Here is a 21302-nt window from a genome sequence, read left to right as displayed (position 1 = left end):
TAGCAGTGTGCTGTGACGAGCACCATAGGTTTTGTGGAATTAATTTTCCGTTTTACGGAAATGTTATGAAGCGTCGGGTTCGGTGGATGCTCCCTTGGGGAGCCGGCGTGCGAGCCGGAAGGTGACGGCGTCGTCGTCGTTCTTCTTGTACTCCACAAGGTGGGCGAGCGCCGCGACACACAGCGCGATGCCGGCCATTTCACAGGTTTCCTCGATGAGCGTCAGGACGAAGAACTGTGGGGTGATCCCGATGGCGGCGGCAGACAGGCCAGCGAGAGTCTCGAATCCCATACCGCCGATGACGAACACGGCACCCGCGAGAAAGAGCCCGTTCCGGACGCCGGATGGCAGTGAAAAAACCAGCCGTGAAAGGGCAAGGACGATCACGACGGCGATGATCGCGCCAGGGATGACCCAGACATGACCGAGGTTGAACGGAAGGAATTCCGCGAGCTGGTAGCCGATCGTGTCGAGGCGCTCGTGCAGTTCGAGCATTTCGTCGATGGAGAAGAAGAAGCATACGACGGCGAACAGCACCCAGGAGCGTCGGTGGTCCACGGCGCGGCGCGAGTAGAGCGTGGCGAACAGGCCGGCAACGATCCAAAGCCCCGAAGTGAACCAGGTGGGTACGTTGATCTCCCGGCCTACGTCGAAGAAATAGAACCAGAAGTGGATGTCATCGAAGGTCTCGGTCGTGGAATTCTCAAGGGCGACGAAGAGCAGGCCGCTGGTCAGGCTCAGTATCGACACCGGGATGGCGAGCATTGCAGCCACGCGCCAGAAGCGGATTCGCCGCCATTCAGGGGCTGTGGCTGAGCTCGAGGGGGGAATATGAACGGGTTCGCTCTGCATGTGTGCCTCTCAGGCTGTGTCCGCAAAAAAGCGTAGCGGCGCTTCATGAGGGCAGCATGAGAAGGGCGCCCAGATGTACTAGATTGCGTCGGGGTTATCGGTGGCGTCCTCGGGCTTGTCCCCAGCCCGCTGAGCTCCAGCGAAAGCCGCCGGGACTGCACCCGCTGCGTGCGTTCCCTGTTCCTCGCGGATGTTGTTCGCGTGACCCGAGTGCGGTTCTGGCTCGATAACCGCCTCACGGGGATCGTCGTGAAGATGATTGTTCTCGGCAGCCTTGTCCGTCATGGACTCATTATCACACCAGGTTGCCTGTCGGTTACGCGAGCACGTCCTTCGTCGAGAACCGTGCGTAGGCCAAGGTCCCGAAGACAGCAAGGTAACCGGCTTGCAGGGCACCGTTGGCGAGAAAGGAATCCCAGACGATAGGGTCTCGAAGGAGGTCAGCGAAACCCAGCCAATACTGACTCAGGAGCCAAGGGTGCAGCCACTCAAGTTGCGGAAGCTGTCCCATCACCTGGCTGACGACGGCAACCACTACTGTCGCCGCCATCGCTCCCACGGGAACATCCGTCAGCGTGGAAATGAAAAGCCCGACGGCGGCGAGCCCCACCAGCGAAAGCGCAACGTAGAGCGCCACCAGCATCAGGCGCAGGAGTGCCTCTCCTACGCCGATGGTTGTCCCGGACAGGAGGGTGACGGGGCCGATCGGGAAAAACAGAGCGCCCATGATGACGCCGGTTAGGGCGACGGTGAAGGTCGCCGCAAGGCAGAAGACGACGGCGCCCGCGTACTTGACCACAAGCAATCGCCCGCGTGCCACGGGGGAGATCAGCAGGTAGCGAAGCGTTCCGGTGCTCGCCTCTCCCGCCACGGTGTCGCCCGCGACCACCCCTATGGTCAACGGCAGAAACAGCGGGACGGCGACGATGGTTGCCACCACTGCCACGAACAGCCCGTTCTGGCTTACCTGGTCCAGGAAGGCAGGTCCACGCCCGCTTTCTGGTCCGGAGGACAGGCGTACGGCGACGGCGATGAGCACCGGTATGGCGGCAAGTGCGGCCAACAGGGCCCAGGTGCGACGGCGACGGAACAGCACGGCGAGTTCGGAACGCAGGAAGTACCAACCTGAGCTTCGACGCTGTGTCCCGCCGAATGGCCCGTTTACTCCCGCCTCACTGGACAACGTCGAACCCCTCTCCGGTCAGGGCGACGAAGAGGTCCTCGAGTCCGGCCTGTTCAACCCCGAACCCGTTGACCCGGACGCCGGCCTCGACCAGTTCACGAACGATCCGATCCGGCGGCACGTCCGCCGGGAGTGGCGCGGTAATGCCGGGGTGGGCGTCAGGCACCCGGGTGTCGTCGTCGTCGTTGGTCATACCCAGGCGATGCAGCGCGGAAAGGGTTAGGTCGATGTCGGGTGTGAGGATGCGTACGCGGGGTTGGCCGGAGCTGCGGAGCTCATCGAGGCTGCCCTGCGCCACGAGCGTGCCGGCGCTGAGGACTGCCACATGCGAGCAGATCTGTTCAACCTCGGCGAGAAGATGGCTGGAGACAAAGACCGTTGTGCCCTCTTCGGTCAGGGACCGGACGAGGTGGCGCACTTCGCGGGTGCCCTGCGGGTCAAGGCCGTTCGTTGGTTCATCGAGAACTATCAAGTCGCGGTGGGTCAGGAGCGCGCTCGCGATGCCGAGGCGTTGCTTCATGCCAAGGGAATAGCGGCCAACCTTTTTGTCCGCCGCTTGGGAAAGACCTACGCGGTCCAGTGCATGCTTCACGCGCTCGCGTCGCGTTTTCGGGTTGGCGTAGCGGTCGGCAGCGTCGAAGCGGAGGAGGTTGGCTGTACCGGAGAGGAACGGGTAAAAGCCCGGTCCTTCCACGAGCGCGCCAACGCGGGGGAGGACGTCCGGAAGTGCTTCTGGGATCGCCTCGTCGAGCACCCGTACCCCGCCGGATGTGGCCGAGGCTAGGCCAAGGAGGATGCGGATGGTGGTGGTTTTCCCGGATCCATTGGGCCCCAGAAATCCGAACACTGAACCCTTCGGGACAGCCAGGTCAACGCCGTTAACCACATTCCGGCCGCCTAACCGCTTGGTTAGTCCATCCGTTTCGATGACCAGATTAGCGTCTACGCTCACTGGTTGGAGGCAACGGCCTGAAGGCGTTCAGTGGTCACCGGGCCCACAAGGGTGCGCCCGTCATCAGTGATGAGCACGTTCACGAGGGTAGTTTCGAGGAGCCTGCCACCCTCGACTGGGGTACTGAGCTGCGTGAGCATCTCGGGAAGTTCCTGGCCTCCCGGGGGAACGACGGCGACTGCGTCCCAGCCTTCGCCGACCACTGTTGGCTCGATCCCCGGCTTCTGATCTGCGGCATGGGGCCTGGCCTTGTCGCCGCCGCCAACCTCGGTGACCGTGGCGCCTTCCGGCGGCATGAATACGAAGAGCTCAGGATCCGGTGCGTCGTAATTGACGTCGGTGTAGGCGGTGCTGAACGCCGGTTCGTTAGTTGCGGCGGACGTGACTGTGACTTCAAGCGGGAGCCCGGTTTCGCCGTCGACCGCTATGTTGACGGAACCGACGAGGGTTTCATCGGTGCGAGGGGTAAGGGTGAGGTCGTATACCTCGCGCCCGGCGATCATCCGGTCCGTTCCGACTGTGACTTCCGTGGTGGGATCGATTCTGTCGAGGAACATTTCCGCGACGTCGTCGGGAGAGCCGGGCTTCTCGACAGAGTGTTCTGCGACGGTGGCGTGGAACGCTTCGTTTTCGTCTGAGTTGTAGTACCAGAGCTCGCTGCCGTTGCGGATGATGTTCCGCTCATCAAGCTGATCGAGGATCTGAACGCGTGCCTGGTCGGGACCGCTGACGAAGATGTTGGCTGTATAGGAGCCCGTGAGAAGTTCGACGGCGGCGCTCGCGGGGGAGGGTTCACCGTCGTCGTTGGCTTTGTCTGTGGGTGCCAACCCTGCGAGGTCCGGCAGGCCGAGGTTGGAGGTCTGTTTGACGGTGCCGGAGAAGGTATCAACGCTCGTGTTCCGGACCAATTCGAGAACCTCTGCGGGCGTTTTGTCGGGAAGATCCACGGCGGCGTTTGCCGTGAGTGGCAGAACCAGTGCACCGGCACCGATTACTCCAGCGGCAACGATAGCCGGGGTCCAGTGCCGCCAGTTGCTTCGCGTTGTGGGAGTCATTGCGAATCGCCTCATCCTGCTAATGCTTGTGCGCTAGGCCTCAGCATCACGCTACACCCGGTTCCTGAGAGTTGGACGGGAGTCCCGGGACGACAGTGCTCACGCCGGAGGGGACGAAATGATCGTCGATCGTCAGATCCACGCGCCACGCCTGGCACTGCGAGCACTGTACGTAGAGGATGATTCCCTCCGACGTGAGGTGCCGTGAGTTGACCATCCAGGAGTGCTCGTGATCTAGAGCGGTTGAAGGGTTAAAGTTGTCCGTTGAAGTAGAGCTAGCAGCCATGCATCCAACGATGATGTAATGTTCTTATGCATCTCAACCCTTACGGGGAATACGCCGTTCTGATGGCTGCTTCGCTCTCAAATAGTTGGCCGGAGAGCCGTGCGGCGCTCGTTGAACGCACACGCGAATTCGGGATGACTATGGATTTTCCGACTCATGCCGAGGATCTCCCACGGACCCGCATGGTCATCGACGAGTGGCTGACAGTGGTTGACGCGCCGAGTCCCGATGAGCGTGCCGCGCTGCTGAATTCACATATGGCCAGCGCAACGGCGTACCCGCGGCTGACCGATCACGACGGCGAGGGCTGGCACCTGCATTACCGCGACGATGAGCAGGCGTTGCCTTCGGTGCTGCGGGCGGTGATCAGTGTCGGTACTTCCCTGCATCTGGTCACGCGCGGGATGCATCGCCTTGGCCGGTGTGAGGCTGAACCCTGCCGATTCGTCGTAGCTGATGTGACCCGCAACGGCCGCCAACGCTACTGCTCGGTTCGCTGTGCCAACCGGGCTTCTGTCCGGCGGCATCGGTCCCGGCCTCTGGGGAGCTGAAGGCCCACCGCTGAGTGGGCAGATAATGGCCTTATCATCGCGTCAAAAGCCGATTATGGGAGCATTCACGGGGCGGATCAGCTGGCGCGGGTCGTCTCCGCGAGGTGTCGCAGCACCCCTTCGAGGACGTCTACTCTTTCCTCGCCGAACAAGTCGTCCGGGCCTGTGGGCGCGACGCTGTTGAAGGGCGACTTATACAGCTGGTCGACGGTCATCACGCCGTTCTTGGTCAGGTGCTGCACGATCATGTTGACGAAGTCGAGTTGAGCGGCAGTGAGGGTGGTGCCTGCGATGAACTCGGCCATCGCTTCCTTGACTGCTTCGGGTTCCAGTCCAACCAGTGAGCGAACAAAGTACCCCAATCCCTCAGCGGAAACCCGATTCAAATCCTCACGGGAGCCGGCGCCACTCTCGAGCAGGAGCCGCTCCAGCTCTTTCAGGTCGAGCTCGGTCAAGGGGCGGTTCCGACGCAGCCGCTGAATTGTCGCGTGATCCATCTTGTCTGCCAGGTACGCGCGAACCTTCTCGCTGTACCGGGCAATGTCAACGGGGCCCACGACGGCGGGCATACCGACTTCGAGGACCTCACCAAGGACGTCCTCGAAGTTGGTGTACACGACCTTCCTTCGCTTCTTCTCGATGAGATGAACGAGCGGCCGGAGTTTACGTCGTACTTCCTCCAGCCAAGTGACCGAGGCGCCTTCCCAGTACAACGGGTTGAGGATGTCCTCGATGAGATGCAACTGCGCAGCTATCGCAGGGATTGTGGGCTGATCCTGCAGCGCCGAAGCTATTTCCATGATCTTGCGCTGCAGGGGCGTGATCTTGCCCGGCTCCGTTAGCAGGACCAGTTGCGCGCTGAGTAACAATTGATCGAATCGTTTGGCTTCCTCGGTATCGGACGGCGTAGAGATTACTGCAAGGTCGCTGAGTTGAGATTCAAGTACCTCGGCATCGTGGGGTTCCAGCGAATCCCACTGCTCGCGACGGGCGAAGCGGTCTACATGCTCGAGGCGGGGCTTGACCCGAAAGTTTTCACGCGGAAGGTCCCGCACTGTCGAGTGGAGGGCATCCCGCAGGTCGGCAAGGTAGCCGGCGTCGTTATCGCCTCCCTGCAACGCTCGAAGAAGCTGGACTCTCGTGATGAAAGTGCGCTGAGCCAATGGCTTGGCAAGCGGATTTTCCGACAGCTCAAGTCCGGCGTTAAAGAACTCGGCGTTGCGGCACAGGTCGAAAATCAGGAAGTCCTTCTTGTGCTCGCCCGGACCAAACAAATCGGGGGAGAGGCGGGTTCCGCGCCCGACCATCTGCCAGAACTTTGTCTTCGAGCGGACAACTTTGAAGAACACCAGGTTCACCACCTGGGGAACGTCTATGCCTGTGTCGAGCATGTCGACGGAGATGGCGATGTCCGGCTTGCTGCCCGGCTTCCCGAATGACTCGATGAGGGAGGACGCGTAGTTCACGTCGTAAGTGATGACCTGCGCGCATTGCCCTTTCTCGCCCGGGTAGTTGATGTTGAAGCGCTTCTCTATGAAGCGGGCGTGGTAATTGTTTCGGGCGAAGATGATGGTCTTACCCAGCCTGTCACCGCCGGTGACACGGTGGCCGCGCTCCATCAAAACCTGCAGGGCCTTGTCGACCGTGTCTTCGTTGAATAGCCACTTATTGACGACGGCGCGGTCCACTTCGTCAGGTATCTCGCCGTCGTCGTCCCATTCCTGCGAATCCCATTCGTCTTTCTCCTGATCGCTGAGCTCTTCATAACGGATGCCTTCGTAGGGAAACTTGAGCGGCACTTCCATGATGCGCGGAGGGACCAGCCAGCCTTCTTCGATGGCGCGGTTCAGCTCGTACGCGAACGTTGGGACCTTGTCCTCAAGGTTGAAGAGGCTGAACGTATTGCGGTCGACGTCATCGGTTGGTGTTGCGGTAAGACCGATGAGGAAAGAGTCGAAATAGTCGAAGATTGCCTTGTACTTCTGGTAAACGGATCGGTGTGCCTCGTCGACGATGATCAGGTCATAGTGGCCGATCCCAAAGCGGTCCCTGTTCACTTTGCCGTCCCCCACCGTCTCGTCGATGAGGTTCATCATGGTGGGATAAGTGGCGAGGTGAATTCGGCTGTCCGCGGGCTTGTCTCGCCCGAGTATTTCCGGGGCGGAACCGGGGAGGTGGGTCTTGAAGGCTCTCGCCGCTTGATCCACCAGTGCTACCCGGTCTGCCAGGAACAGCACCCGTTTCACCCAGTTGGCTTTCATCAGGAGGTCTGCGAGGGCGATCACCGTACGCGTCTTGCCGGTTCCGGTTGCCATCACGACCAGAGCGCGCCTTTCGGCGTCGCCCTCAAACGCCTGCGTCACCGCGCGGATGGCCCCGTGCTGGTAATCGCGTTCGACTATCGCGTCGTCGATGACGGCTTCAGCGAGGGGTTTCCGCGTGGATCGCCTGTCGACCATGAGTTGCAGTTGGTCGCGGGTGTGGAATCCCTGGATCTTCCGTTCCGCATAGAACGCGTCGTCCCACACATAGGTCTGGTAACCGTTGGTGTAGTAGATGACCGGTCGCTGCCCGAACCGCCGCTCCAGACAATCGGCGTAGAGCCGCGCTTGTTGCCGTCCGTTGTGTGGGTCCTTGGTGGTTCGTTTAGCTTCGACGACGGCCAGTGGCAGTCCGTTGGCGCCCCACAGTACATAGTCAGCCGCTCCCTTGCCGGTGAGCGTGCCCTGTGGCGTTGGCATGGTGTCGACCGGGAATTCCCTGACATCGGGCTGCTTCAGATCCCAGCCAACCCATTCGAGCTGTGGATCAATGAGGTCTGTACGGGTGATGCCCTCGTTGTAGTCATGGCGGTCAGGTTCATGGCGGCGCTGGGCGGTGACCAGCTTGATCTGTTCCCGCAGCTCGTTGAGTTCGTCCTCGAGATTCGCCTTTTGCTGAGCGGCCTCGGCAAGCTTCCGGTCCCGTTCTTCAAGCTCCTTGGCAAGGGACGCCACTTGCTCGGCGGTCTTGGGTACGACGTCGACTGGCTGGCTAGGTGCTGGCCCGGGAGTTCCGGGCGGCGCAGGCATGGGGCGGCGCTGCGGGCTGAGGAGCGCGCTGTCGAAGGTGAGTCCCGTCGTCGGACGGTTCTGGTCATTGCGGGAGTAGCGGTGGGCGAGCCAGAAGCAGGTCTGGAATACCTCGCGGAGGATTGCTTCGGAGGTTTGGACGTTGGTGGAAACGTTCGTGTGGATGGCTTTGTTGGAGATTTTACGGATGGCGTGCATCTTGTCCAGGAGGCGTTCACCAGCGAGCCGCTTGAAGGTGGGTTCGTTCAGCATGCCGTTGAGGTCGTCTTTGTACGGCTGATTCAGCGAGGTGTCAGCGGTGAAAATCCACTGAAGAGTGAATTCGAGGGTGCGGCGGCAGTACAGGAGCGATGTGCGTGGATCGATACGGGCGAAGCGTTCGGCGTTGCAGGCTTCAACGGCGATGTCAGGCCATTCGGTGCGCAGGAACGAGAAGTTGCTCTGTGGCTGAACCGCGTCCCCCATCTATGCCCCTTAGTTGGTCCTCGCTGCAGGATATCTGATCAGTGTTCGTGTGGGTGGTCCACCTCAGCGTGTGCGGGTCGGCCGGTTGAGTTCAGGGTTGCATCAGGACGTAGAAACAGTCATCGCGAATGATAGGTGAGTCGCATGACCAAGCGGAGATGCGGCCCTAGCTCTTCCGGGTTGACTCGGAGGAGCTTAGCTGTGAAGTGTCCGGTGATGGGGCAGTATTCCTCCAAGTAATCGAGCACTGGCGCTGGGACGTACCCGAGCCGCTGTCCGCTCGCCGCATGGACAGCATGTGCCCGAAGGTCCCGTTCATTCTCGGGTTCGGGAATTATCTCCAACGCCGAGCCAGGCGCCATGAGGTTGATCTCTGCGTGAACAGCGTCTTGGGGCTCCTGGTAACGAGTTCCATGGACAAGCACGTCGAAGGTGAGCGTGTTTGCGGCTTCGTCAGCGCTAGGTGCAGCGAAGAGTTCATAGGTGTCGTTTGCGCGAACTCCAAAGGAGTGCGACAGAATCTCCAGCGGCCCAGCACTTACCGAAGCACCTATCGCATTCAGCCAGCGCCCCCGGTCGGGCCGGCTGTCGCTCATGATCCGTCCCGCAAGGAAAGGGAACAGGTGCTTCGATTGATATACGTGGCCAACGTCGTTGAACCCCGGAATTGGGTGGAACAGCGGCTTCTTATCAACATCCTTGCGGTAGGAGAACTCGTATCGTTCACCACTGGGTGATTCCTGGTGCACTACGGAACCGATTAACAAGTACGCCTTATGAACAGGGTTGCGCCAAGCAACCAGCAGTTTGAAGGTGTGGTCCGGCGCAGCTTCACGGGAAGGAAGAATTGCGTGCGTTGTCATTGGCTGAGGCACCGGGCGATCCTCTCCGTGTTTATCTTGATGAGTGTATGCGCCAGTGTAGTACTGGCCGGCGACAAATTAGCTGAGCTGATGATGGCTGTGATTGCATCGACCGGTACTCGCGTGAACTGCTGTTCGAGGTACCGCCTGCCGTCCTCCGAGCAGTGGGGTAGATATGTACAGGCGTAGTCGATCAACGAAACGTCAATCCCATCTTCGAAGCGGCCAGCTTTCGCTTTGAGTGGGTATTCAGCGGGTCCGCCCGGGCGGGCGATCAGCCGGTCAAGCCCGCGATCCCTCATCGCGACCCCCAAAGATGAAGCATGATCGAAGGAGGGCGCTAGACGGATACAAGGATTCGCGGAATCCGACCAGTCGAACTCGAGTGCCCAGTTGCTGCTGTGGCGGTCGACATTGCCGATGAGCGCATCGAAAAATAGGTAAGCAACGAAACAATCGACTGCGCTGAGTCCCTGACCATCTTCGACCGTCTTCGGTGCCTTACAGGACTGCAGTATCTCGACGATGTTGCCCCGATTGTGTCCGACCCGGATCTTGGCCTTTGGTTCGTAGTTCTCAACGCGCATCGCGAGGATCTGGTCCGGGCGGATTTCCTGATTGTCTCTGTGCGCAAGGACATTCCTCGAGACGCATCCAAAAGAGTCTCCAGACCTCGCGAGTTCAACTTGCGCGGCTGGAACATCCAAGAGCTGTGCGATTCGGGATGCGATCACCTCCGCATGACCTTCAAAAGGAGAACGGTCGGGACGATTCGGCTTGAAGAGCCAACGAAGTCCTGTGTTCGGCTCGACGTACCACTGCTTCTCGTTGTCGCCTTCGGTCTCCTGTTGAGACAGCTTCCACTCGCTTAGATCGACAACGTCCCAGCTCACGTCTAGAGGTCCCCTTTGAACGCGCGGTGTTGGAGGGAAGCGAAGAGGGTGTCGAGGTGGGCGAGTTGGGTGCGGTGGTGTTCCTTCAAGCGTTCGACGGCGGCAACTTGTGTGGCGAATGCTTGTTGAGTGGACAGTGGGGGAAGCACCACGGGAAGACTCTTGATTATCCCCATATTGAGACCTCCCATGATGGAACCCTTTGTGGTTTGGTTGAGGAATTTCCTCGCGGAGGGATGCAGCAAGAAGTAAGAGTGAAGGAACTCAGGGAGACATTTCGACCGATCCAAGGTGATACAGCAGAGGTGCTTAGTGTTGATTGCTGGGGGGATGTCGTCAGGGATCACTGCGGCTCGGCCAAGAGTGCCCATAATAGTGATTATGAGATCTCCCGGACGCACTGTGTATCGCTCAAGCGAGCCATACTTCTCGTGTGAAATATAGCGCCGTTGCTTCCAACTGAATTTATTTTCGACGGCGTTGTCTATGCCTAGGACAGCGATGCCTTCGTCCGTGAACTCACTCGTCAGTAGCTGAGACCCAAAGGGTCCAGTCCGAACGGATCCTTTCCCCGCCGCGGCAAGGTCGGACACAGTCGTGGAGATGAGATCTGATCGGTTCCCGAACAGGTCGATGAAGATTGACTGGGTGAGAGCGTCGAGGCGGGCGAGGGCCTCGCGGCGCTTGGCTCGGATCTCGTCGGCATTGTCCAGGATTGCCGCGATGCGCTGCTGGTCGTCGAGGGGCGGAAGCGGAATGCGCATGTCGTCAAGATGCTCGTTCCGCAGGTTATTGATGTTGGCACCGGACGCCAGACTGGACACTGAGGCACGGTAGTTTTTCGTCTGGAAGAAGTGGTGGAAGTAGCGATCGTTCACGAGCGACGAAGGTCGCAGTACCTTGCAGAAGGCACCGAAAGTACCCAGTAGGTCGGCCGGTACCGAAGCAGCTTTGCCGACGGAAGATAGACTGCCGCTAGAAGCTGCAATGACGACATCGCCTTTTTGGAGCTGCTGCTTGACTGACACCTTGTCGGCGGGTATAAAGATCAAGTCCTCAAGGGATAAGCCGGTTTCCGTTATGTTCCCTCCGCGGAGAAGCGGCAAATATCCGTCTTGGGACTCGTCGGCGGCGTCCCCCTTTGCATACGAGACGCCCCGAATTTGCTCAGCGACTTCACCCACTCGAGCCGACTTCACTTGAGTAGTTCCTTCAGCTCGCCCATCCCGTCGACAATCTCCTTTTCGAGCAGCTCAAGTTCCGCAATGATCTCCCCCGGCGCCTTATGCTCAACCTCGTCGTACTCCACTTCCTTGTACCGGTTGAGTGAAAGGTCGTAACCGTTCTCGGCGATTTCGGACTTGGGGACGAGGAAGGACTGGTCGCTTCGCGCACGCTCAGCTTCCGTCGTCGTGCGCTGCTTGTAACGCTCGAGGACGTCGGGCAAGTCGGATGAACCGAGCGGTGCGCGTTTGTCGTCAAGACTGAAGCCGTCGGATTTCACGTCGTAGAACCAGATGTTGTCGGTGCCGCCGGAGTTGGTTTTGGTGAAGAAGAGGATCGCAGTTGATACACCGGCATATGGCTTGAAGACGCCGGAAGGAAGCTTAACAACGGCGTCCAGCTTGTGCTCCTCGATCAGCAGTCTGCGAAGGTCCTTATGCGCCTTGGAGGATCCGAACAGCACGCCGTCTGGCACGATCACCGCGGCGCGACCGCCAGGCTTGAGCAGCCGTATAAACAGCGCGAGAAAGAGGAGCTCGGTCTTCTTGGTCTTGACCAGACTCAGCAGGTCTTTCGCAACATTCTCGTAATCGAGGCTGCCAGCAAAAGGTGGGTTCGCAAGGATCAGGTGATACTTTTCCTCTTCCGTTGAGTGCAGGTCAGCCAACGAATCGCGGTAGGTAATGACCGGGTTTTCGACGCCGTGGAGCAGCATGTTCATCGAGCCGATGCGCAGCATGGTGTTGTCGAAGTCGTAACCGTGGAACTGCTGATGATGGTAGAAATCCAGTTGCTGCTGATTGGTGAGAATGTCCGGTGAATCCCACACGTGCTCGGCCGCTCGAACCAGGAAACCACACGTTCCAGACGCTGGATCGCAGATTGCCTCCATCGGCTGCGGGTCCGTCATCTGCACCATCAGCTCGATGATGTGGCGTGGCGTCCGGAACTGTCCGTTGGTGCCGGCGGTGGCGATCTTCGAGAGCATGTACTCATACAAGTCGCCCTTGGTGTCGCGGCCAGTCATGTCGATGTCATCGATGATGTCGATAACCCGTTCGAGCACGCCGGCGTTCGGAATGGTGAAGCGCGCGTCTTTCATATGATGGCTGTAGGTAGAGTGTTCGCCGTTTGACTGGCGGGTGAGCTCCTCGCGCATGAACGGGAAGATGTGCTCGGCGAAGAGCGTGAACTTCTCCTCGCGGGAGAACGCCTTGAACTTACCCCACCGCAGATCGCCATAACTCCGGCCGCGTGGATCCGTTCCTTCGGGAAAAATCGCGTTCTGAATGGGCGTGCCGGTGCGGTTCGCGCGCTTCTCGAGTCCGGTCTGTTCCTCGTCCAGCCGCTTCAGGAACAGCAGGTACGTGATCTGCTCGATCACCTCCAGCGGGTTGGAAATGCCCCCGGTCCAGAACGTGTCCCAAACTTTGTCCACCTGCGCGCGCACTGTCCCGTTGATCACGCGTTACAGCTTAGTGGCGTCACTCTTCCGCTTGAGACGAATTGTCAGGGGTGGGTTCTAGGGTCTTCCTCGATGGTGCTGGTCATGGCACCACAGGGTCTCATGGAGGTATAAGTGCGCATCTCATTTGCTGTTCGCAAGCGGAGGCTGTCCAAGTCGTGGAGGGCAGTTCAGCAACCCGGGCATTCGGTGGCGAGATTGGCAGTTCTCGGTGCAATGGTCACCGCACTCATCGTCTGGGGTTCATGGATAGCTTGGGACAATGCCCCAGAAGGCATCCCGCGCGCCGACTCCTTTCTGCCCACGATTGACCTTGAGATTGGGCTCACTGCCCTCATCGGTTATGCGGCGGTCGCGATCAGTCTGCAAGTCAAAGCGTGGCCAAAGAAGACGGGAAACCGGTCGGACTTTTCGGATGGGTGGAAACGCGATCGTCGGCTGGCCGAGGGCATGTTCGCATGTTCCGCGGTTGCAGTGATTGTTTGTTATCTGACCGTCTTCGGCCTGGTGCAATCAGCGCCGCCGAACTTCGGCATGATCCTGTTCGTTCTGGCACTGACCTACTTGATTTCTCTCGCTGCTGTGGATGCCTTGGGGCGAATAGATGCTGGGGGCGTGCCAGCTCTTGCCCACGCAGTTAAGTTGGAGCGACGAATACTTGCTCACTTTAGGCGCGTCCGAATGCCGCTCACATCTTGGCCTCGCGCAGGTTGGGTGCAACGAATCACTTGGTTAGTCATGCAACTTTTCCTGATTGGGCTTCCCGCGGCCGTCATCAACTCGGTTACTTGGGGGGCACAGTCTCAGTTGGACACTCGAAAGATGATCGTCGTGTACCTGATTAGCACAGTTGTCGCGCTGTGGGTGGCACTCGCATACGTGTTCCTTGGCGCTGGTACCCGATCGCCAGACTCCACAACCAGGCTCGGATCGTGGTGCATGGCGGCCTCCTTTGCTCTCGGTATCGCTCTCTCCGCCCTGGTCGCGATTAGTCAGGGCGCGTGGCCGTCGCTCGCATACGACCTACTCGTAGATTTGTTGTGTGCAGCGATCCTTGTACACGTTGGCATGCAGTGGAACAGAGAGAACCGGAAGTGGGTGGTTCCCTCAGATTGGTGGCCCGGCGCCATAACGCGAGTTGCGATCAGCGAGTACGTTCACCGGAGCAGGGCGAAATCGTCGCGAAGACTGGACGAAAAGAAGAAGCTAAGGGACGAAGCTGAGCTTCGAGCTATGGGAAAACTCCGCCGGTCAGTTGTCCTAGCTGCGGCTTCGCTAAAGTTGCCCGCCATCGAACGACGCCTGCGGTTTAACCTCGAGAACCTCGAATAGCAGTACCTCTTGAGGGATGACGCACTCACGGTGCCCATACCGCTACGGTGAAGCCATGACGAGCCTCACCCAACTGCACCTTCCCAGCGGCCAGTCCGCGGCCCTCCGCCTCGCTACCCGCGAGGACGTTCCGGCAATAGTCCAACTCCTTGCCGACGACCAACTCGGCCGGGAACGGGGCGCCACAAACGACGACGGCGCCAGCGAGCTCGAACCCTACCTTCGGGCGTTCGACGCCATTGATGCGTACCCCGCCCACCTGCTCGTCGTCGTGGTGCTTGAAGACGCGGTGGTCGGCACAATGCAACTGACCTTCCTGCCTGGGCTCGCCCGACGCGGTGCGCTGCGTGCGCAGATTGAGGCTGTCCGGGTCGCGTCCGCACTCCGCAGCCAGGGACTGGGCGCAGCGATGATCACCTGGGCGGCGGAAGAGGCACGACGACGGGCCTGCGCCTTCGTGCAGCTCACCACCGACAAACGCAGGACGTCGGCCCACCGCTTCTACGAGCGTCTCGGCTTCACGGCCTCACACGAGGGCATGAAGCTGCAGCTTTAGGTCAGATCCTCGCCGTTGGCGGCAGCTTCGATCCGGTCGACTACATCGTCGGCGAAGTGGAAGCCGTCCTCGTCCTGCGAGCCACGTTCGACTTCATCGCCCGCACCAGCCGCCTTCAGTTGCTCGAGGACCGGCGGCGGCAGCGGTTCGCCGTTGTGGGCCATCAGCCAGTTCCTGGTCGAGGAGTCCAGCCGCGGCCACCATCCGTTGATGTTCATGGCCTGAGCCTGCCACATCTGAGCAAGCGGTCACCGTCTCCGCACGGTGATCACGCGGATGCCTTCTTCCGTGAACGCGTAACCTCGAACCCATGAAACTGCGGGCCCTCACTCCCGACGACGAACGCGTTGCGCTCCAGGCCCACGATGAACTCGCCCGGGAGGGCTTCGAGTTCCTCCTGGGTTATGAGCCAGCCATGGAGTGGCAGCCGTATCTCGACGCGACGGATGACGCGCGCCATGGCAAAAACCTTCGCGCGGGACGTGTCCCGGCGACCTTCCTCGTCGGCGAGAACGATGACGGTAACATCGTCGGCCGGGTGTCCATCCGCCACGAACTGAACGACTTCCTTCGCAGCAAGGGCGGGCACATCGGGTACGGCGTGCGTCCACAGTTCCGCGGAAGAGGCTACGCGACGTTGATGCTGGAGCAGGCCCTAACAACAGCACGCAACGTGGGCATCGAGAAGGCCCTCGTAACCTGCGACGCCGACAACGCCGCTTCCAAAGCGACCATCCTCCGGAACGGCGGCGTCCATGAAGAGAACGACGACGACGGCGGCACCCTCCGCTTCTGGGTCCCCACCGGCGCGGGATAACGGACGGTAACGCCGCGGCACCTAGAACGACCGTGCTCAGGCTAGCGCCGACGCCCGAGCGCATACCCGCCCAGAGCTGCGGCAATCGCAATGCCCGCCCCGAGCAGCAAACCGCCCACCAAGCGGGTGGGGAACTCAGTGGACTCCTGCCCTGCGATGTAGGCGAAGTCGGTCGTCGTGACCGGCTGGGCAACCAGCCCGATGAAGACGCCGACCAGTAGCAGCGCAAGGCCGACAATCAGCACAACGCGGGCGCTGCGGGAACCCTGGCCCTCAAGTTCACTCATTACTTACAGCCTTCCGTCCGTTCCGCCAGCCAATCGTTGCGGCGCTCACCATGAGCCCGCCCACCAGAAGTGCAACGCCGAAGCCGGCAAGCACATCAGACACCGTTCGCCCGGCGTCGACAGCGATCACGAGTTCGGAGGAGTACGCCACGCTGGCCCCTTCAGCGGCAGGTTGTATGGCGTAGAACGTGGATGGTTGGCCGACCAACAGTGCGGACCCGCTGATGATCATCAGAACCGCGAGGCCCCACAGCAACAACGTGAGCCGCTTCACCCGCGCCGCCTTGCTGCGTAGTACCCCAGCGCGCCAGCAATTAAGATGAGCCCGATGCCACTCAACAACGTACCGAAAACCTGCCCAACTGTTGGGCCGGGCAGCACGGTGGTAACGGCGGGAGGCGCGTAGGCGAACCATCCGAAGCTCTGCGTGCCCGGCTGCGGTATCAAGGCCGCAACAGCCAACAACACAAGCCCGACGACGGCGACAGCAAGCCCCCCGGTCAGCAGCCGGTTGGTGCGTATCCAGCGCATGGTTCCCCCAAATCCTCGCTCCGAACGGACGCGAACTGATCCGAACACTAGCGCTTCAACGTGCTTCCGAGCCAGAGTGGACGCGTTCCGGATCCAGGACACCGTTGCAACCAGGTCGCTCGCCCGTATCGCGTCAACGAAATGCACCGCACCGTCGTTGTCCAAGCATGAGTAGTCCAAGCATGACCAGCGACCGGATAAAGGGGAGCAGGCGCTCCCGCCTGCTCCTGGGCGTCGTCTTGTTCGGCGCCATTGGCTTGGTGCTGGTGCTCATCGGGCCTACCCTCGCCAACGGCCTGCGGGCTGGCGGCGGATCGTTGCTCGGCGGATCGGAGTGCGTGGTCGAGACCTCGGAGGGAGAGGTTGGGCTCGACCGGGAAGAGGCCAAGCTCGCGACGACGGCCGTTGCGCTTCGCGCCCGCGGGCTGGAGGCCCCGGATACCACTGCCATCGACGAAACTGTGCTGCAGCGCCTGACTGAAGGACCACCGGACGACGCCGGCCCGAGCCTTTCCTGCCGCGGCTCAGCCACCAGCGGCTTGCCGGAAGAGGAATTGACGGCCACTGGCCTGACGCCCCGCGCCGAGCAGGTGCGTGTGGCGATGACCGAAGTTTTCGGTGAACAGGGCCTGGGCGGGTTCGCACCCGGAGGGGTAGGGCAGGGGCACGGGGAGGAGTCGACTCACTACAGCGGTCGCGCCATCGACGTCTTCTTTCGCCCGGTGAGTGAGGAAACCAGGCGTCAGGGCTGGATTCTTGCCCACTGGCTGGTTGCCCACGCAGAAGACCTGGATATTCAATACGTCATTTTCGACGACCAGTTCTGGAGCGCTCGCCTTGCGCGGGCACAGTGGCACACCTACGACTCGCCGGATCCCAGCAACGAAATCCTGCGCCACCTCGACCACGTCCATGTGGACGTTTTCCGCGGGGGAACTGAGTAAGAGTCCAGCCTGATTGCTCCGTGCGCGGAAAACGCTTACCGTCGGATCCATGCCCCTCACGAAACTCACGCACGTCGGCTGGGACGGTCCGGAATCCCGGCCGCGCATGGCGAATGACGTCGACTCCCGCCCCGGCCTCAGCCTCACCAGCCGCAGCATCCTTCGCAACGGCGAGCCGTGGATTCCCGTCACCGGTGAGCTTCACTACAGCCGCCAGCCGCGCGAGCGCTGGGACGACGCACTCCGACTCATGAAGGCCGGCGGGATCAACGTCGTTTCCACCTACATCTTCTGGGTCCATCACCAGCCGGAAGAAGCGCAGGACCCCAGCTTCAGCGGCAGCCTCGACCTCGCGGCGTTCGTGATGGCCTGCCACGATGTTGGGCTTGAGGTCATCCTTCGGCTCGGCCCCTGGTGCCACGGGGAGGTCCGCAACGGCGGCCATCCGGACTGGATTGTGAACGCCGACTACCCCGAACGCACCAACGATCCCCGCTACCTCGACGCGGTGAAGAAGTGGTTCGGGCAGATCGGTAGCCAGGTGGCGGACCTGTGTGGCGAGGACGGTCGGGTGATTGGCATCCAGCTTGAGAACGAGATCTACGACCAGCCGGACCACATCCTCGCGCTCAAGGGAATCGCGCGTGACGCTGGACTGCACGCTCCGCTTTGGACGGCGACGGCATGGGGCAGCGCTGACATCCCGGTGGGCGAGGTTTTTCCCCTGTACGGCGGGTACGCGGACGGCTTTTGGGTGGACAGCGAGCAGGGGTGGGACGAGAGTTTCCAGACGCACTTCACGTTCTCGCATCAGTGGGATGACCCGGGTATCGGCAAGGATCTCGCCGGCGAGGCGTGGACCGGCGTCGTCGGTGCCAAGCACCCGGATTTCCCGGCAGCAACCTGCGAACTAGGCGGCGGAATGGCGAAGGCTTACCACCGCCGTCCTGCGTTGGCTGCCAGGGATATCGCCGCCGTCGCGCTGTGCAAGCTTGGCAGCGGATCGGCCTGGCAGGGCTACTACATGTACGCGGGCGGGATGAATCCGGGGAAGACCCTGCAGGAGTCCCACGCCACGGGCTACCCCAACGACCTTCCGCAATGGAATTACGATTTCGGCGCACCCGTCGGCGCCCACCTCCAGACCCGTGAGACCTTTCACCGGCTGCGCAACCAGCACTCCTTCCTCGCGGCCTTCGGCGCGCGTCTCGGGAACATGTCAGCCACCATTCCCGGGAATGACGACGACGGTGCCCTCCGCTGGGCGCTCCGCAGCGACGGCACAACCGGATTTGTCTTCATCAACAACCATCGGCCCTACGATCCTCTGCCGACACAGCACGCGGTGCAGTTCGAGCTTGGGCTCCACGGCGGAGTGGTGACGGTGCCGCACCGGCCGATCGACCTCCCGGCGGGCGAGTTCATGGCGTGGCCGGTGAATCTGGAGGTGGGCGGCGTCGTCCTCAATTGGGCGACGCTCAACGCCCTCACGCTGATCGAGCCTGAGGGTGAGCCGCCGGTGCTGGTGCTGACCGCGAACGATGGCGTCGAACGCCACCTCGCCGTTCCGGCCGGCTACTCGGTCGAAGGGCACGTACCGGTCGAGGTGGGCGGGGAGTTGGTTCTGGAGAACCTTGCGCCGGGGTGGATCACACTGGTGAACGACGACGGCGGCACCCTGCGCCTGCTCGTCCTTTCCGCCCGCGAGGCATTGGAGGCGTGGACGCCCGTGGTTGACGGCCGTCGTCGTCTGGTGCTGGCGGAAGCGGATGTCGTGGAACGGGATGTTGGGGAACGGGGCGGCGGCCTGGCGGCCATCGCGTCTGCGGCTGGCATCGCGCAAGCCTTTCCGCCACGTGGTGAGCTATGCGAGCACGGATTCTCGCAGCACGCCTACGGCTCATCATTCGAAAAAGTCGGCGTTTCCGTTGAGCAGCTGGCTCCTGCGTTGGTTCCATCAGATCGGCCCGTGGTTGTGCCGGGCCGTGCATCGGCCCCGGACGAGCAGGAGTTCGAGCGGTGCGCCGCGCGTTTCCGGGTCACCGTCGAGGGGTTCGCGAAAGCGGGGGAGCGTTCCTTGCTGCGGTTGGATTTCGTGGGTGATGTGGCATCGTCCGTGTTTGCCGGGCGCGAGGAAGACGTCTACTGGGATGGTTCCGAGTGGGACATCGACATCACACCGACCGCTGATACCGACCGGCGTGTGGTCGAAGTGGCGATCTACCCGTTGACAGCGTCCACTCCGGCCTGGCTGCCCGAGGCTGCGGACCGGATCCGGGCGGGGCTGAGTGAGCCGACGGCGAAGATTACCGGGGCATCGGTGGTTACGTTCCACGAGGAGCTGCTCAGCTGGTCGGTCGCAACCTAGGTGCTCTAGGAGGGCGTTCCGTAACGCACAAATTGCCTTCAGGACACCCATCAGAATCATTTGATGGAGCGCTCTATTGACATGTGATGCAAGTCATCTGTACATTTACTGAACCGCCGATGGAGCGCTCCATCAAGTTTCCATTACTGATTCGAAGAGGCCTATTTGCCGTGCCTCCGGACAGCAATGCCAGTCCATCCCGCACCTCTTCATCCCACGCTCAACAGCACGCACACACAAAGGAGTGACCGTGACCCTTTCACGACGCACCAAAGCATTCACAGCATTGACCGGCACGCTGGCCCTCGCATTCGCAGCCACCGGATGTGGCAGCAACAGCGAGGCACCGGCAAGCGCCGACAACCCCATCGAACTCACCGTTACCACTTTCGGACAGTTCGGTTATGACGACCTTTACGCCGAATACGAGGAACAAAACCCCGGCGTCACCATCGAGGCAACAAACATCGACGGCAGCGCCAACGCCCGCACCGACGCCTTCACCAAGCTCGCAGCCGGTTCCGGACTTGCCGACGTCGTAGCAGTCGAGGAAGGCTGGCTCGGCTCGATCATGGAGGTCTCCGACCAGTTCGTCGACCTCAACGAGCACGGCGCCCAGGACATCAAGAGCAACTGGGTTGACTGGAAGTTCGAGCAGGGCACTGACCCCAACGGGCGCGTAATCGGTTACGGCACCGACATCGGCCCGCAGGCCCTCTGCTTCAACCGCGCTCTCTTCGAAGAAGCGGGCTTCCCCACCGACCGGGAGGAAGTTGCCGAGATGTTCGGCGGCGATGACGCAACCTGGGAAACCTACTTCGATCTGGGCCGCGAGTACAACGAGGCCACGGGCAAGGCCTGGTATGACCAGTCCGCGTTCGTCTGGAACTCCATGGTGAACCAGATGGAAGAGGGCTACTACACCGCCGATGGTGAGCTGAACGTCGAGGGCAACGAGAAGATGCGTGCCCAGTTCGACCTCCTCGCAGCAGGCACCGCCGACGGTCTGTCCGCCAACCAGAAGCAGTTCGACTGGGGCAAGGGCAAGGCATTCGTTGACGGCTCCTTCGCTGTCCACGTCTGCCCCGCCTGGATGCTCGGCACCATCAAGGAACAGCTGGAGTCTGCAGGTGGCGGAGTCGAAACCGGTTGGGACGTCGCTGATGTCTTCCCCGGCGGTGCCTCCAACTGGGGTGGAGCATTCCTTTCCGTACCGGCCAGCTCGGAGCACCCCGCCGAAGCCGCGAAGCTCGCAGCCTGGCTGACCGCTCCCGAGCAGCAGGTCAAGCAGTCGGCCGCCGCGAACAACTTCCCGAGCACCTTGGAAGCGCAGGAGAAGATCGTGGCTGATGCAGTACCCAACGAACTCTTCAATGACGCTCCCTACGGTGAGATCTTCGCTTCCCGCGCTGAAGGTGTTGTTGCCCAGTTCAAGGGCCCGCGCGATTCGGAAATCCAGGAGAACGTATTCGCTCCTGCACTGAAGATTCTCGATACGAAGTCCGGCACAGCAGACGAAGCCTGGACTGAAGCCGTGACGCTCCTCAACGACCTCGTCGTCAACAACTAGCAGTACCGCCGTGGGGCCTCCGGATCGGATCACCGGA

Annotated in this window: 22 protein-coding genes; 7 read left to right on the top strand and 15 right to left on the bottom strand. The window is 61.2% G+C overall.

Annotated elements, in window-relative coordinates:
- Positions 1-63: 63 nt before the first annotated feature.
- The 6 genes from ACWA1U_RS03050 to ACWA1U_RS03025 form a co-directional block, all read right to left on the bottom strand.
- Entirely contained in the window at positions 64-852 is a 789-nt protein-coding gene (locus ACWA1U_RS03050; RefSeq protein ID WP_463723878.1) for a hypothetical protein, read from the bottom strand.
- Positions 853-930: 78 nt separating this feature from the next.
- Positions 931-1137 (bottom strand): hypothetical protein, encoded by a 207-nt coding sequence (locus ACWA1U_RS03045; protein WP_463723877.1) that lies wholly within the window; start codon positions 1135-1137, stop codon positions 931-933.
- Positions 1138-1168: 31 nt separating this feature from the next.
- Positions 1169-2035 carry an ABC transporter permease gene (locus ACWA1U_RS03040; RefSeq protein WP_463723876.1) on the bottom strand — a complete coding sequence of 289 codons (867 nt, stop codon included), beginning with the start codon at positions 2033-2035 and terminating at the stop codon, positions 1169-1171.
- Positions 2025-2987: an ABC transporter ATP-binding protein gene (locus ACWA1U_RS03035; protein ID WP_463723875.1), complete on the bottom strand. Its 963-nt coding sequence runs from the start codon at positions 2985-2987 to the stop codon at positions 2025-2027. Before ACWA1U_RS03035 ends, ACWA1U_RS03040 begins: the two co-directional genes overlap by 11 nt.
- Positions 2984-4042, bottom strand: coding sequence for a LolA family protein (locus ACWA1U_RS03030; RefSeq protein ID WP_463723874.1), 1059 nt, complete (start codon positions 4040-4042; stop codon positions 2984-2986). Before ACWA1U_RS03030 ends, ACWA1U_RS03035 begins: the two co-directional genes overlap by 4 nt.
- 46 nt (positions 4043-4088) lie before the next feature.
- A complete protein-coding gene (locus tag ACWA1U_RS03025) occupies positions 4089-4328 on the bottom strand; it encodes a hypothetical protein (protein WP_463723873.1) in 240 nt (79 codons plus the stop codon).
- Positions 4329-4354: 26 nt separating this feature from the next.
- On the opposite strand from ACWA1U_RS03025, the gene ACWA1U_RS03020 reads away from it, so the two are divergent.
- Entirely contained in the window at positions 4355-4879 is a 525-nt protein-coding gene (locus ACWA1U_RS03020) for a CGNR zinc finger domain-containing protein (protein WP_463723872.1), read from the top strand.
- A gap of 77 nt (positions 4880-4956) precedes the next feature.
- Here ACWA1U_RS03020 and ACWA1U_RS03015 read toward each other — a convergent pair whose 3' ends face one another.
- From ACWA1U_RS03015 to ACWA1U_RS02995, 5 genes are all read right to left on the bottom strand, one after another.
- Positions 4957-8415 (bottom strand): DEAD/DEAH box helicase family protein, encoded by a 3459-nt coding sequence (locus ACWA1U_RS03015; protein ID WP_463723871.1) that lies wholly within the window; start codon positions 8413-8415, stop codon positions 4957-4959.
- 119 nt (positions 8416-8534) lie between these two features.
- Entirely contained in the window at positions 8535-9278 is a 744-nt protein-coding gene (locus ACWA1U_RS03010; protein ID WP_463723870.1) for an HIRAN domain-containing protein, read from the bottom strand.
- The gene (locus ACWA1U_RS03005; protein ID WP_463723869.1) at positions 9275-10171 is read right to left on the bottom strand and encodes a HipA domain-containing protein; all 897 of its coding nucleotides are present in this window, start codon (positions 10169-10171) and stop codon (positions 9275-9277) included. The genes ACWA1U_RS03010 and ACWA1U_RS03005 overlap by 4 nt, the downstream gene beginning before the upstream one ends.
- A gap of 2 nt (positions 10172-10173) precedes the next feature.
- Complete coding sequence (locus ACWA1U_RS03000) at positions 10174-11355, bottom strand: restriction endonuclease subunit S (protein WP_463723868.1); 1182 nt, start codon at positions 11353-11355, stop codon at positions 10174-10176.
- 11 nt (positions 11356-11366) lie between these two features.
- Entirely contained in the window at positions 11367-12860 is a 1494-nt protein-coding gene (locus ACWA1U_RS02995; protein ID WP_463723867.1) for a type I restriction-modification system subunit M, read from the bottom strand.
- A gap of 822 nt (positions 12861-13682) precedes the next feature.
- Between ACWA1U_RS02995 and ACWA1U_RS02990 the strand changes: the two genes are divergently transcribed.
- Positions 13683-14192: a hypothetical protein gene (locus ACWA1U_RS02990; RefSeq protein ID WP_463723866.1), complete on the top strand. Its 510-nt coding sequence runs from the start codon at positions 13683-13685 to the stop codon at positions 14190-14192.
- A 55-nt stretch (positions 14193-14247) separates the two neighbouring features.
- Complete coding sequence (locus ACWA1U_RS02985) at positions 14248-14748, top strand: GNAT family N-acetyltransferase (protein ID WP_463723865.1); 501 nt, start codon at positions 14248-14250, stop codon at positions 14746-14748.
- Here the strand turns inward: ACWA1U_RS02985 and ACWA1U_RS02980 are convergent.
- On the bottom strand, positions 14745-14966 hold the full coding sequence (locus tag ACWA1U_RS02980; protein WP_463723864.1) for a hypothetical protein: 222 nt from the start codon (positions 14964-14966) through the stop codon (positions 14745-14747). The genes ACWA1U_RS02985 and ACWA1U_RS02980 overlap by 4 nt on opposite strands.
- A 92-nt stretch (positions 14967-15058) precedes the next feature.
- Between ACWA1U_RS02980 and ACWA1U_RS02975 the strand changes: the two genes are divergently transcribed.
- Positions 15059-15565: a GNAT family N-acetyltransferase gene (locus tag ACWA1U_RS02975; protein ID WP_463723863.1), complete on the top strand. Its 507-nt coding sequence runs from the start codon at positions 15059-15061 to the stop codon at positions 15563-15565.
- A gap of 41 nt (positions 15566-15606) precedes the next feature.
- On the opposite strand, the gene ACWA1U_RS02970 is transcribed toward ACWA1U_RS02975, so the two are convergent.
- From ACWA1U_RS02970 to ACWA1U_RS02960, 3 genes are read right to left on the bottom strand one after another with little or no spacing between them, the layout of a single operon-like run.
- Positions 15607-15852 carry a hypothetical protein gene (locus ACWA1U_RS02970; RefSeq protein ID WP_463723862.1) on the bottom strand — a complete coding sequence of 82 codons (246 nt, stop codon included), beginning with the start codon at positions 15850-15852 and terminating at the stop codon, positions 15607-15609.
- The gene (locus ACWA1U_RS02965) at positions 15845-16126 is read right to left on the bottom strand and encodes a hypothetical protein (RefSeq protein WP_463723861.1); all 282 of its coding nucleotides are present in this window, start codon (positions 16124-16126) and stop codon (positions 15845-15847) included. Before ACWA1U_RS02965 ends, ACWA1U_RS02970 begins: the two co-directional genes overlap by 8 nt.
- Positions 16123-16383 (bottom strand): hypothetical protein, encoded by a 261-nt coding sequence (locus ACWA1U_RS02960; RefSeq protein WP_463723860.1) that lies wholly within the window; start codon positions 16381-16383, stop codon positions 16123-16125. Before ACWA1U_RS02960 ends, ACWA1U_RS02965 begins: the two co-directional genes overlap by 4 nt.
- Before the next feature lie 182 nt (positions 16384-16565).
- Between ACWA1U_RS02960 and ACWA1U_RS02955 the strand changes: the two genes are divergently transcribed.
- From ACWA1U_RS02955 to ACWA1U_RS02945, 3 genes are all read left to right on the top strand, one after another.
- Positions 16566-17327, top strand: a complete 762-nt coding sequence (locus ACWA1U_RS02955) for a hypothetical protein (RefSeq protein WP_463723859.1) — start codon at positions 16566-16568, stop codon at positions 17325-17327.
- Between the two features lie 49 nt (positions 17328-17376).
- Positions 17377-19695, top strand: a complete 2319-nt coding sequence (locus ACWA1U_RS02950; RefSeq protein ID WP_463723858.1) for a beta-galactosidase — start codon at positions 17377-17379, stop codon at positions 19693-19695.
- 250 nt (positions 19696-19945) lie between these two features.
- Entirely contained in the window at positions 19946-21265 is a 1320-nt protein-coding gene (locus ACWA1U_RS02945) for an ABC transporter substrate-binding protein (protein WP_463723857.1), read from the top strand.
- Positions 21266-21302: the final 37 nt, after the last annotated feature.

The organism is Arthrobacter sp. TRD_SC_6 (assembly GCF_055361185.1).
The sequence above is the reverse complement of the archived record's forward strand: the minus strand, read 5'-3'. Positions and strand labels throughout refer to the sequence as shown.